The sequence below is a fragment of the Chitinophaga jiangningensis genome, assembly GCF_900142605.1.
Lineage (GTDB): Bacteria > Bacteroidota > Bacteroidia > Chitinophagales > Chitinophagaceae > Chitinophaga > Chitinophaga jiangningensis.
Window position 1 is genome coordinate 196,840 of record NZ_FRBL01000004.1, and the last position, 13,076, is coordinate 209,915.

General features: G+C 44.4%; 12 protein-coding genes. 4 read left to right on the forward strand and 8 right to left on the reverse strand.

Annotated elements, in window-relative coordinates:
- Positions 1-113: 113 nt before the first annotated feature.
- On the forward strand, positions 114-923 hold the full coding sequence (locus tag BUB18_RS11065) for an adenine nucleotide alpha hydrolase family protein (protein WP_073080748.1): 810 nt from the start codon (positions 114-116) through the stop codon (positions 921-923).
- A gap of 44 nt (positions 924-967) precedes the next feature.
- On the opposite strand, the gene BUB18_RS11070 is transcribed toward BUB18_RS11065, so the two are convergent.
- The 3 genes from BUB18_RS11070 to BUB18_RS11080 all read right to left on the reverse strand — a co-directional run bounded on the left by BUB18_RS11070 (position 968) and on the right by BUB18_RS11080 (position 3,257).
- A complete protein-coding gene (locus BUB18_RS11070; RefSeq protein WP_073080749.1) occupies positions 968-1,807 on the reverse strand; it encodes a universal stress protein in 840 nt (279 codons plus the stop codon).
- A complete protein-coding gene (locus tag BUB18_RS11075; protein WP_073080750.1) occupies positions 1,804-2,208 on the reverse strand; it encodes a hypothetical protein in 405 nt (134 codons plus the stop codon). The genes BUB18_RS11070 and BUB18_RS11075 overlap by 4 nt, the downstream gene beginning before the upstream one ends.
- Before the next feature lie 122 nt (positions 2,209-2,330).
- Positions 2,331-3,257, reverse strand: coding sequence for a 1-phosphofructokinase family hexose kinase (locus BUB18_RS11080; protein ID WP_073080751.1), 927 nt, complete (start codon positions 3,255-3,257; stop codon positions 2,331-2,333).
- 170 nt (positions 3,258-3,427) lie between these two features.
- On the opposite strand from BUB18_RS11080, the gene BUB18_RS11085 reads away from it, so the two are divergent.
- Both BUB18_RS11085 and BUB18_RS11090 read left to right on the forward strand, forming a co-directional pair.
- Positions 3,428-4,261 (forward strand): universal stress protein, encoded by an 834-nt coding sequence (locus BUB18_RS11085; RefSeq protein ID WP_073080752.1) that lies wholly within the window; start codon positions 3,428-3,430, stop codon positions 4,259-4,261.
- Between the two features lie 82 nt (positions 4,262-4,343).
- On the forward strand, positions 4,344-4,709 hold the full coding sequence (locus BUB18_RS11090) for a hypothetical protein (protein ID WP_073080754.1): 366 nt from the start codon (positions 4,344-4,346) through the stop codon (positions 4,707-4,709).
- Position 4,710: 1 nt separating this feature from the next.
- Here BUB18_RS11090 and BUB18_RS11095 read toward each other — a convergent pair whose 3' ends face one another.
- The 3 genes from BUB18_RS11095 to BUB18_RS11105 are packed head-to-tail and all read right to left on the reverse strand — an operon-like array spanning position 4,711 to position 8,203.
- Positions 4,711-5,775, reverse strand: a complete 1,065-nt coding sequence (locus BUB18_RS11095) for a response regulator (RefSeq protein WP_073080756.1) — start codon at positions 5,773-5,775, stop codon at positions 4,711-4,713.
- 2 nt (positions 5,776-5,777) lie between these two features.
- Complete coding sequence (locus tag BUB18_RS11100; RefSeq protein ID WP_245805652.1) at positions 5,778-7,340, reverse strand: PAS domain-containing sensor histidine kinase; 1,563 nt, start codon at positions 7,338-7,340, stop codon at positions 5,778-5,780.
- A gap of 29 nt (positions 7,341-7,369) precedes the next feature.
- On the reverse strand, positions 7,370-8,203 hold the full coding sequence (locus BUB18_RS11105) for an LOG family protein (RefSeq protein WP_245805653.1): 834 nt from the start codon (positions 8,201-8,203) through the stop codon (positions 7,370-7,372).
- A 91-nt stretch (positions 8,204-8,294) separates the two neighbouring features.
- Here BUB18_RS11105 and ppsA point away from each other — a divergent pair, with 91 nt between their 5' ends.
- Positions 8,295-10,691: a phosphoenolpyruvate synthase gene (gene ppsA / locus BUB18_RS11110; protein WP_073081320.1), complete on the forward strand. Its 2,397-nt coding sequence runs from the start codon at positions 8,295-8,297 to the stop codon at positions 10,689-10,691.
- Between the two features lie 43 nt (positions 10,692-10,734).
- Here ppsA and BUB18_RS11115 read toward each other — a convergent pair whose 3' ends face one another.
- Both BUB18_RS11115 and BUB18_RS11120 read right to left on the reverse strand, forming a co-directional pair.
- Entirely contained in the window at positions 10,735-12,021 is a 1,287-nt protein-coding gene (locus BUB18_RS11115) for a DNA polymerase III (RefSeq protein WP_178372121.1), read from the reverse strand.
- A 40-nt stretch (positions 12,022-12,061) separates the two neighbouring features.
- On the reverse strand, positions 12,062-12,946 hold the full coding sequence (locus BUB18_RS11120; RefSeq protein WP_218588027.1) for an ATP cone domain-containing protein: 885 nt from the start codon (positions 12,944-12,946) through the stop codon (positions 12,062-12,064).
- Positions 12,947-13,076: the final 130 nt, after the last annotated feature.

Genomic DNA, 13,076 nt, shown 5'->3' on the forward strand with positions numbered 1-13,076 from the left:
TCTGGTTGCCTGGTTACGGTATCATTCATTCCTTACCATTGCCTGTTAAACATCTGCTTTAACAGGCTCTCCCCATATAGCAGATAATTTATTCACACATTAATTATTAAATCATGAAAAAAGTTTTGCTGGCAACTGATGGTAAGAATTTTTCTCCATCTGCCTTTGATTTCTCCCAAAAATTAAATGCACTTGAACATATCCTGCTTACAGGGATTTTCCTGCCAAGCCCGGAGCTCACTTACTCCTTTGCAGGAACATCACCCTATGTTCCGCTGATAGAAGAATATGGTGCTGCATCCGTTGAACCGGCAGTCGAAAAGTTTCTGGAGGCCTGCGTTAACAGTGGCATGGAGTGCACAGTTCATAAAAACCTGAATAGTTTTGCATTATCAGAATTAAAACGGGAAACACGCTTCGCAGATTTAATGGTAGTTCCAGGAGAAAATTTCTTTGATGATATCAAAATAACCGGCCCTGACGAAACAATGGGTAATGTATTACACATCTCAGAGTGTCCGGTGATAATAATACCGGAAAATGCAGCATTTCCGGAAAGCTTAATTCTGACATATGACGGTAGTCCATCCTCCGTTTTCTCTATTAAAAGTTTTGCCTGTTTATTCCCATATCTATGTCATCTCCCTGCAAAGTTGGTGTATTGCAGTAGAAAAGAAGAAGCTGTTCCGGAAGAACAAAATATAACCGAATTGGTGAACCGGCACTTTCCAAATTTATCAGTGGAGCAACTGGAGGCCGACCCTAAAAAATATCTGACCACCTGGATGCAAGGGTATACTAAACCGATTTTAATTGCAGGTGCCTATGGAAGAAGTGGATTTTCCAGACTTTTCAGGCAGAGTTTCATCAGTGAAGTATTGAATGAACATAAGATTCCAGTGTTTACTGTACATATGAAGTAGTGGAAAAGAGCATATGAAGGTTGCGAAATGCGTTAGTAACGCATTCAGGAATGCGCAATAAATATAGGGAAAGCTAATGATCTGATGAGTAGGTCAGCGTGGCTGCGATAAAAAAACCTGGAAATCATGGAGCGGCCATATGCCCCCATAACAACCAATGTTCGCTGGCTTTTCATCAGGTAGGAAAACAGCTGATCATAAGGATCCCCCTCCAAAACTCTAAAGGCTACCTGGCTGTAGTATTTACCCAGCCAGTCTCTCATCCGGGGCACCATTCCTGAGTGTTTCTCACCGTTTTCTTTGACTATAAGCACAGTCACTTTATTATCTCCGAAAAAAGGCAACAAAAGAGTAAATTGTTTAATCGCCACCATTGCATCGTCGTGCCAGTCGTAGCAAAAAACAATCTCCTGTGGAAGATGAAATACAGGTGGAGTGATTAGTACCGGGCAAATAGCATTGGCGAGCAGGTATTGCAGAAATGGTGACGGTATTTGTTCAATTTTATCTGTAAGAAAAGTACCCGCATCTACTACAATCAGGTCTGAGAACCTGGATTCTTCAATCATTTCTTCCGGTGTTACAGGAGCGGCGTGATAGATGGATCCGGCAACTCCTTCTTTTTCGCAAAGGGCCAGAAAATCATGCATGCTGGTTTCCACCAATTTTTGCATATCTGACTCGTTTTTAAGCATCACTGGAAGTTGGCCGCTGTTTTTTTCAAACTGTACACTCTTGTATTCCGGCCTCATTTCCATAAAATCCTCATCTTTTACCAGTACAGCGGCAAGACCACAACTGCTCATTTTAGCGAGGTAGCATGCATACCGGACTGCTCCTTTTGAAAGCAACATACAGTCAGCCACCAGTAGAACTTTTTTCATAACCCATCATTTACATCATCGGGAGAAGGGACAATTTCCACACTACCTTCGCGCCTGGCCACTTCCTCCTGTTTTCCCAGCGTCCATATATCAGTAGTGGTAGTTTCTATCCAGTGCTCCCGCTCCTTCCTGTAAATCTGTACACTGAGGCCAAGTAAATCGTAAAATGCCTGTTCGAGAGCACCGGTAGTCACTTCCGGGCTGATATTAATCCAGGCTGCAGTATGGATAATTCGCACCTCATCAACAGGCAGGGAATTGTCCAACCATTCCTTATCAGGACAGGAAGTATTCAAATCATGCGGGTTTTTATAAAACTCAATCCGGAGGTGCGGATAAAATTCACTAAATTTTTTTTGAATTTCCTGTAATACGGCTTCTTCACTAACATAGATTTCCATAACTAAGTATTTATTAATTCAAACTTAGTTCTATTAGACCCGGCATGAAATGACACCTGTTAGGCAGGAGTATGATAGTGGTCACATCCTTGAAAGAACCATGCTTGCATGCTGTGATTGGACTAATCCATCAAGTGATAGAGTTTTTGAACATCTTCCGGGTGACACAGTGTAGTTCCGGGGTTCAGTGTTGCGGCTGTTCCACAGGCGACACCAAATTTCACTGCCGAATCAATATTTTCTCCCTGGGCCAGCTTTAGCACAATACCAGCCACCATGCTATCACCCGCTCCCACTGTGCTCACCCTTTCCACCTCAGGTGCATTAAAACGGCTTACCCCAGCAGCACTTACCAGCATCGCACCGGCAGGGCCAAGGGAAATTACCATGTACTGGCAATTACCCGCATCGATAAATAACTTCGCTATTGCTGCAGCCTCCTCAAGGGTAATCCTATTTTTGCCGGCCAGGGCAGCCAGCTCACCCAGGTTTGGCTTAAACAAAAATGCCCCACCCTGTATTGCATGGTAAAGTCCCTTACCGGCGGTATCAACAATATACTGACCTCCCCTTTCGTTCACCAGTTGTCCAATTGTATCAAACGCTTCAGGCGGCACACCTACTGCCAGGCTGCCACTTGCCACCACAAACCTGTTTCTGAGTGGTATTTCACGGATCCGGCTAAGGCATGTTGCCCATTCAGTAGCAGAAATTTCAGGCCCGGGCATACCAAAACGGTACTGCTGGCCAGTATGCTCATCCGTAACGATTAGATTTTCACGGGTATAACCGTTGATCAGTATCGGAATAGCTGGGACTTTTTCAGCTCCCAGCAGTTCACCGAAGAACTTCCCGGTGTGCCCGCCACTGAAATATAAGGCAGCAGCATTCCCGCCAAGTTTGCAAATGGCCCTTGCCACATTTACACCACCTCCACCGGCAGAAAATACAGGCTGAGTGCATTTTAGTTTTTTATCAGGCTCCAGTGATGGCACACTGGTAGTTTTATCTATGGCCGGGTTAAGTGTGATTGTTATAACAGGCTCCATCTTTTCGAATTTTATGATCATAAAGCTAAGTGGAATATAGCAGGTGATCCATGATGCTCATCAGTGATCCGGCTAATCCTGATTTAAACACTCACAATCATAATACCAACTGACAGCCATCATAACTTATCCTAAGCCCCGGGTATACCTTTACTCTAAAATCGAGTTTTATGGAAAAGATATTATTTATAACAGATGCCATGTCTCTTAATTACCAGGCGCTTGACTTCGCCGCTTTTCTTTGCAATCTTACCCATTCAAAACTTACGGCTATATTTCTCGAAAACCTGGAATATGAAGAACGCCCCCCATCCGCATTAAAATCAAAAGCAGCAGAAAGCGGCGCCACTGCTCAGGTGGACACCCATGAACTGAAGTCTCAATGCTGTGAAATGAATATCAAACATTTTAAGGAGGCGTGTGAACGCAGAGGAATCAATTCTGCTATTCATCGCGACCGGGGCGTACCGCTGCAGGAAATTATCCAGGAAAGCCGTTATGCTGACCTGGTGTTGATAGATGCTGAAACCTCGTTTGCTAACCAACGTGAATCCGTACCTACCAAACTGGTAAAGGATGTATTGCTGGATGCAGAATGCCCTGTAATGATCTCCCCGGTGAGCTTTGAGGGGATAGAGCAGGTGATTTTCACCTATGATGGCAGCCCTTCTGCTATCTTTGCCATCAAGCAGTTCACTTATCTTTTTCCTGAACTTAAACAGCAGCCCATACAGGTATTTACTGTTAATAACGGAAAGGAATCAGACCATAAAGATGTAAGTAATATGAAAGAATGGATGAACAACCATTACAGCAGCGTAAACTTCGTTAAACGGAAAGGAAATACAAATGCAGAATTGCTGGAATTCTTGCTCACCAGCAAAAACAGCCTGATTGTAATGGGCGCCTACGGACGGAGCACGCTTTCAAATCTTTTCAAGCCCAGTCATGCCACATCGGTATTGAGGCTGATTAGCCAACCGGTATTTATTGCACACCTGTAAGCCTGATTTTTATCATTATAATACCTGACTTCCATCAGGCAGCAAAAATATACGTTAACCTAATTTTCCGAAAAATGAATCAATGAATCTGAAATTAAAAAGCCTGATCGAAGAAAATAAAGCATGGAAGACCCAGATTAAACAACTGGAGTCCGAGAATATTGATTTTAAGAGTCAACTGGTAGCGCTGCTGAAAACTTATCACGGGAGAGTTGCCATTAGCCAGGTAGAAGTTTTTCATAATCGGCTTCTGCAAATGGATGAACAAATCATGCTACTCCGACATGAAATCCGGGAGCAGGAACATTTACTGCAGGAAGACAGTATTCCATACAGTAAGGCTATCAACAAACAAAGACAGTTAGAAGTAAAACTTATTGTTGTCCAGGAAAATCTCGATAAGCTCCGGGCCACATTTCATGAATATATCCGTCAATTTCAATTGTAAATCAATACAGCATATTACTGAGTCTTTCTACATTCAGTAATACAATCGAACCTTCGCGGATTTCTATTAACTTCTCCTCCCTGAAATCTGCGAGGGTTCTTATCACTGATTCCGTTGCCGTGCCAGCGATAGTCGCCAGGTTATCCCTGCTGATTCCAATCGAAAAAGGCACTTCCTTACGCTGATTGTATTTCCTGTTAAGGAAAAGCAGTGCCTCAGCCACTTTGCGGCGAAGGGAATTGTAGGCCAATCCCAGTAACTGCTGCTCTTTCGCTGTAACACTACCGGCAAGCAAACGCATTAACTGCCCAGTTACCTCCCGGTTGTTACTAAGCAGTTCTTCAAACTCTGCGCGCGGTATCATCGCAATCTCCGTATCTTCTATTGCCTGTGCAGTGTCCCTGTATACCGTATTTTCCAGCAACGGCACGTACCCGAAAAAGTCACCCTCATTGTAAAGGTCTGTCACCAGTTCTTTTCCATCATCGTTGCGTTTAAAGGTTTTCACTTTTCCTTTTTGCACGTAGAATATATTAATTACATGATTCCCCTCCTGGTAAATGATTTGCTTGGACCTGAATTTCTCTGTATTTCTTCCGTCAGCCAGTTCCTGTAGCGGGCTTTTGCCAGTGGCAGCCTCCATTAGCCTGCTGAATCCATGAAGATTTGTGTGAAAGTGCTGGGTTCGGAGGTCTGACTTTTTTATCCGGCTTTCAATGGCATGAAGGAGATCGGTGCCACTGAATGGCTTTGTAATGTAATCATCTGCACCCATTTCCATGCCTTTTCGAATATCAGCACGCTCGGTTCTGGCTGTCAGGAATATGAAGGGAATATCCTGGGTAACTTCATTTTTTTGAAGCATATGCAATACGCCGTAACCGTCCAGCACCTGCATCATGATGTCGCACACCACAAGGTCGGGACTGAATTGCAGTGCCATCTCCACTCCCACCTTACCATTTTCAGCTGCCAGCACATGGTATCCGGCAAGGGTCAGTATTTCTGCAGTATTCTCCCTGATCTCGCGATTGTCTTCAATTAATAGAATCGTTTTTTTTGCCATAGTTACAGGTAATTTGTAGGTATAATTACGGTAAATTTAGTTCCATTGCCCAGTTCCGTTTCGCACTGTATTTCCCCATGCATTAATTCTGCATACTTGTTGACTATATGTAAGCCCAATCCGGTCCCCTGAATATTTCCCGCATTTGCGGCACGGAAAAATCGCTCAAAAAGGTGCTGCCGGTCATTGGCAGACATTCCAATGCCCTTGTCTATCACTTCAAGGGTAAGTTCCTGAACACCAGTGGTAGTAAATACCTGAACACAGCTATATTCCGGTGAAAATTTTATGGCATTGCTCAGCAAATTCATTATGATGTGCTTAAAAAGAGTTTGGTCCAATGTTGCTTCCAGCGCACCACTGTGTTGATAATCCACCCACTGTCCAACTTTCAGCAGCCCCTGCATTTCATCCAGCACTTCCTGTATAAGTGACTGTACATTGAAGGTTGATTCCCTCACTTCCACCTTTCCTTCCTCAATTTTTCCAAGCGACAGAAAATCGTTCAGAATGGTAGTTAACATCTCCACAGACACTACAATTCGATCCAGGTGGCGATCCCTGTTAGGCTGGTCCGCTTCCGACGAGTATTGTTTGGCCAGGTAAGCTGATGAAAGTATAGTGCTTAAAGGGGTACGGAACTCATGTGACGCCATGGATACGAAGCGGGATTTTAATTCGCCCAGGTCCTTTTCCTTGCTGAGCGCAATTGTCAGCTCCTCCTTAGAAGCCTCTAACTGTTCCAGTGCTATCCGAAGCTGGGCTGTTCGTTCCTCCACCATCTGCTCCAGCTCATTATTTAATTTTTCAATTTTCTCTTCCGCCTTTTTTCTTTCAGTGATATTATTGATATAGGCAATCACAAAGGCTCCCTCATCGTCTTTATAGTGACTGAGGCTGATTTCGACAGGAAACTCTGATCCATCCTTATGGACAGCGAATAAATCCATACCAATGCCCATAGGCCGGTTTTGCGGATGCTGAACATAGTGTTGCCGATGTCCTTCATGTTTGGCCTTAAACTTTTGCGGCAAGAGTATTTCCACTTTTTGACCTATAACTTCGTCCCGCTGGTAACCAAATTGCTGTAGGGCAAAGTTGTTAATCATGGTGATTTCCCCTCTGGCATTTGATACCAGTATACCCAGGCTCGCATAGTTGAACAAGGCCCCGAAACGTTGAAGATCCTTTTCAAAACGATGGAGGAAGCTGGTGGGAGACTCCGAAAGCCTGAACAGTCTGTAAGCGACATTATCATACTGAAATGAAATACTTTCGTAAATGCCTGTATAATTTTGTCCGTTAAGATCTATCCATTCTCTTTCCTGCTGTTGCTGACGGTCGGCATCATTCTCATCTAAACCAAACTTATTCAGATTGACTAACTGTATTAATGCCGGCTCATCTATCCCGGCAAATAAATCCATTTGGGCATAACTGAGGTAAACCAGGCTACCATCGTCCAGCCGTCTGATGCCGGTAAGCCCGGGTACATCCTTCATAATGGCGCCGAAAAATTCAAGCTGTGAAGATATTTCGTTAGTCCTATTCACAGATGTACTCATATCTCGGAGAGTTGTGTATGGATATTTAATTATTCTCCTAACCACACCAGGCGCTTTAAAGTTTTTAAGCGACTGAGACGGTATTTTTCGTTTGCGAATCGTTGTAGGTGATGAAGTGCCTCTTCCACGGAGTCAGTATAATGAATATATTGAAGATCTGCCTCATCGATGGCATTTTCCTTCAGCATTTGCTGCAGTAATGCCATTACCGGCTCCCAATATTCTTTTCCCATCAATACTATTGGGAAGTTAAGAATTTTATGCGTTTGTATGAGCGTAAGGGCCTCAAAAAATTCATCCATGGTTCCAAAACCGCCAGGCATGATGACAAAACCGTATGAATATTTGAACATTAATACTTTACGCACAAAAAAGTGCCGGCAATTGAATACCTTGTCCAGCCATTTATTAGGCACCTGCTCCTTTGGCAATATAATATTACAACCCAAAGCATGCCCACCAGCCTCTTTAGCGCCCCGGCTGGCCGCCTCCATAATACCTGGTCCACCACCGGTCATAACATTAAAACCCATCGAGGCAATACCAGCACCCACTTTGCGCGCAGTTTCGTACCAGGGAGTTGTAACTTTCCAACGGGCAGAGCCAAATACAGCTATGCAAGGTCCTCTGAAATGGAATACCCTGAATCCTCTAAGGAATTCCCAGCATATATGCAATAAAAAAAGCAATTCAAGGAAACGGGAACGAGGCCCTTCCAGGAAATATTTATCCTCTTCTCCAACAATTCCATTCTCATTTAGCCTGGGTCCTTCGTTTTCGGAAACAGCAGTCATGTTTTGAATTTTGCCATCAATTTCTGCAAACTTATCATAATGAACAATGACTGTTGTCACAGCCTTCATTCCAGCCCTCCTGACAGAAATTAGGTTACTGGTTGATCACTGTCAGCGAAAAGCACTGCCATATTTAGGAACATTGTATAAAGAAATAAATATGAACATGCTGGTAAAACCATTTTCAGCAATCAGGCTCACAGATGTACCTGAGGTAGGTGGAAAAAACGCATCTCTCGGAGAAATGCGCTCCAACCTGGCAAGTAAAGGCCTCCGGGTTCCGGATGGGTTCAGCACCACTGCAGCAGCATTCAGGTACTTCCTGGCAGAAAATAAGTTGAGCGACCGACTTGAAAACCTCCTGCGATCGCTCGATCGGAAGGACTATACTAACCTGGCGGATGTAGGTGCTGCCGCACGTTCCCTGATCCTAAACAGCTTTATGCCGGCGGATTTGGCAAAAGCAATTACTGTTGCATACCATCAACTGTCAGGTGCTACCCCGATCGGAGTAGCAGTAAGAAGTAGTGCCACAGCTGAAGATTTACCTGATGCCAGCTTTGCCGGCCAGCATGAGTCGTATCTCCATATTCAGGGCACGCAGGCATTGCTGGAAGCAGTTAAAAAGTGCTATGCATCCTTATTTACTGACAGAGCTATTAAATACAGGGAAGATCATCACTTTGATCATCATAAGGTAGCACTGTGTGTGGGCGTCCAGCAAATGGTGAGAGCTGACCTGGCCTGCTCAGGTGTAGGATTCACCCTGGAACCGGAATCCGGTTTCCGGGAGGTGGTATTGATAACAGCTACATGGGGATTAGGGGAAAACATCGTACAGGGACTCGTTTCTCCTGACGAATATTTAGTATTTAAACCTACACTACAGCAAAATAAACAGGCCATTATCCAACGGAATAAAGGCAGCAAAAAGGAGATGATGATCTACGACGATCATGGTACCATTAACGTGCCTACCCCTGTGGAAAAGCAGCAGCGCTATGTTTTGTCCGATAGTGAAATAACAGCCCTGGCACAATGGGGAATTGCCTTGGAACAACATTATCAGTGTCCTATGGATTTTGAATGGGCCAAAGATGGCATCGATGGAAAAATATATTTAATTCAGGCAAGGCCTGAAACCATCCATTCCAGAAAGCTTCCAGGTAATGCTACTACGTTCCGCCTGTCTGCAAAAGGAAATGCTATTGTTTCAGGAAATGCTATCGGCACCCAGGCTGTCAGCGGGATTGCCCGGCTGATCACTTCTCCGGCCGATGCAGCACGGCTAAACAAGGGAGAAATTATTGTTACTGCCAATACCAGTCCTGACTGGGATCCGCTATTTAAGAAAGCGGTAGCCATAGTTACGAACGGCGGTGGCAGAACCAGTCATGCAGCAATTGTGGCCAGGGAAATGGGAATGCCTGCTATCACTGGTACTATTAATGGAACAGCTCTCATACAGGACGGACAACTCATTACAGTTTCCTGTTGCGAAGGAAAAACGGGATATGTATATGACGGAGCTATTTCTATTGAATCGAAAACCATCGATTTCAGTGAGATGAAGATGCCTGAGCATACTAACGCGATGTTAATCGTCAGTGACCCGGAACAGGCTTTCCAGCTTTCCCTACTTCCAAACAATGGCGTAGGACTACTACGAATGGAATTTATTATCACCCGTCATATCGGTATTCATCCTATGGCATTGATTCACCATGCTGTATTGAAAGACGCGCAGGCAAAACGCGCTATAGAGAATCAAACAAAGGATTATACCGATAAAAGTAAATTTTTTATAGAGCGCCTGTCAGAAGGTATTGCCACTATAGCAGCCGCCTTTTATCCGAAGGAAGTAATTGTAAGAATGAGCGATTTCAAAACCAATGAATATGCCCAACTATTAGGAGGCAAAGAATTTGAACCGTTGGAGGAAAATCCGATGCTTGGCTTCCGTGGCGCATCCCGCTATTACCATCCGTTGTACCAGCCGGCGTTTGAACTGGAATGCGCCGCTATCAGGCGGGTCAGGAATAATATGGGATTTACCAATGTAAAAGCGATGATCCCCTTTTGCCGGACAATGCAGGAAGGCATACAGGTTCTGGAGATTATGGCATGCCATGGTTTAAAACGTGGAGAGCATGATTTCGAAGTATATGTGATGGCGGAAATTCCATCAAATATTTTGCAGGCAGAAAAGTTTGCATCTATATTTGATGGTTTTTCAATCGGCTCTAATGATCTTACACAGCTTACACTTGGCATTGACAGGGATTCCCAGCTGGTTGCCCCGCTCTTTAATGAAGAAGACCCCGCTGTTTTACAGTTGATCAGCCTCCTCCTCGAAAAAGCAAAAAAATGCGGCGTAAAAGCCGGCCTATGCGGACAAGCCCCCAGCGATATTCCATCATTCGCCACTTTTCTTGTAGCACATGGAATAAATAGTATTTCATTTAACCCCGATGCGCTGCTGCAGGGCATTGAAAATATCAGGACAGCAGAGCAGCAGCAGGAAACCAGGCCCGCACCTTTGCCCGTGTTACTGTAACACCAAAAGGGTACGACTATTATGGCCGTACCCTCTTTTTGTATTAACAGGCAGATTTAAGCTGTTTGAATGCCGTTATGCCCTGCCACGACAGTGTATTTAAAACCTGTTTACTACTACACCAGCCCCGCCTTACCTTACTGATACCGGCCTGCATATAATCAAAATGCCGCAATGTATGCGCATCTGAACTGATAACAAGGTAAACACCCATTTCTATGGCTGTCTTCAGCAGCATATCAGCCACCTCCTGCTGACCAGGATAAGCAATTATCTCTATGGCAGTATGGGTAGCGGCGGCCTTTTCAAAGAGTCGGCGCCAGTCAATAGAAAACGCATCCAGCCCCTTTCCGCCTACCCAACCAATATGCCCGATACAGTGTATGTGCGGGTTGTCACATGCCTTCATCAAACGCTCCGTTTTATCTTTTACTTCTTTGTCACGTACAGTAGCAATAACCCAATCAAACTCCGGTAATATGGAGAGTGCAAGATCAGGCATGCCGTTTTCCAACAGGTTAATTTCTACTCCTTTTTTGAAAAAATCATATCCCAAATGGCTGTTAACCATTGCAATTTCTTTGAACTGCTCCCGAAAGTCGGCTGGAGTCATAGCGTTTGCCATAAACTCTCCTGAAGATGGATCCGCAATGACCATATATTCATAATGCGGGAAGGCATTCAGCACATATCGGCCAATAGTGGGTATATTCTCATTGCCATCAGCCCAGGTACTATGCGCCTGCATATCTCCCCGGATGGCATTAAAGGACACCAGTTGGGGTAATTGACCCTGTGATGCTTTCGGGATCACGGTTTGATCCTCTCTCAATTCCGGGGGAATATACTGAAGGCCCAACAACCGGTAAATATCTTCTTCACTTTCCCCTGCTAACAGTTCACCATTACTGCGTCTAAACAAGCCATACTTATTTAACAACAAGCCAGCTCCAGTAGCAAAAACTGCCAGGGCTTTGTTATGTGAAGCAGAGCCGGTGTAGTATAACAGGGCTGCCCCAAAAGAAGAGGGTTGTGCCATATACACATTAACAATTTCACCGGACTTTCCAACAAAGTGAACCTCATACCTATCACTTTCAATAATCCGGCTAACCTGCCGTAATCCGAACACAGCCTGTTGCACCTGTTGCCGGTTCGATAATGGCACCTGTAGCACCACGTCTATATTTCCTATTGTATCTTTGCCTCTCCTGAGGCTACCGGCCAGCACGGCTTTTTCCACCCCTGGCAGCATCATCATTGTACGCTGCAACTCTTTTCCCAACAACGTGGCATTCCATAATAATAACCTGCCAGATGGCTTCACCATAGTGCTCATTTTGATTGATTTTAATTTTTATCAGAAATGTTTATACCCATTTAAATGCAGTAACCTTTTTGCAAAGGCCTTCCAGCTCGGACCTTATGGCACCTCTTCTCCCCTGGCCTACATCTATCTCTTCCAGTACCGGCGACTGCAATAATAAGCTGTTGCAAAGCACGTATCCTTTTCCAAGCAGCCTGAATTTCTCTTCTCTTGTCAGCGTAGTTAAACAGGTAACGGGATACAGACCCGTACGGTCAATTATATCTTTAAGTCCCCTGTTATCCGGATAGTCCCAGGATAACAGATGGAGGCCCGCACAATTCCCATATTGCAAAGCATCCGTAGAAAATCTGGTATTGGTAACCAGCCAGCCTTCATAATCCGGTGATCGCCCTTCCTGCTGACGGATGATATCATCACACCTGGAATGAAAATAAAGTGGCACCTTTACATCACAAAAGGTGCCACCGGCATGATGATACTTGCATTCTACAATGAGCGTACGGGGTCCTTTTGTTGCCAATACATCCACTTCATGTGTGACACAATGACCCTGCATAATGATATTATTGCTGGACTGAAATCCCTCATTTATGAATAGTTCAGCCATGTACTTTTCGAAAGGAAAACCGGACGGCCCCAACTGAAAAATGCCCTGCTTCAGGTTATATCTGGCAGCAACATGACGCGATTTCGCTTTCAGGATATTAAAAGCAGTACGGTAAATCGCCCTGGTGGATATCCCGGGATATAAACGCTCATGAATTTCCTTCATTATTTCATCAATAACTGCCTCTTCCGCTCCTGCCCTGTGCAGGGAATCCCGCACTTTTTCATCGGAAAACAGTTTTGTTTCTCCACTCCGTTTTGTAACATATACCGCATTTTCAGCCATACCTGTTGAATTATACCCGAATTTAGCCTGCATCTTAACCCTAATTTATGATCCCGGTTAGCCACACAGATGATCCTGCTCAGTGATTATTGTCAACCAGGGTACTGCTATCAGTCATGTTTTGCCTCCTTATACTGTTATAGCTTTAGGTAGATGTTAAAGC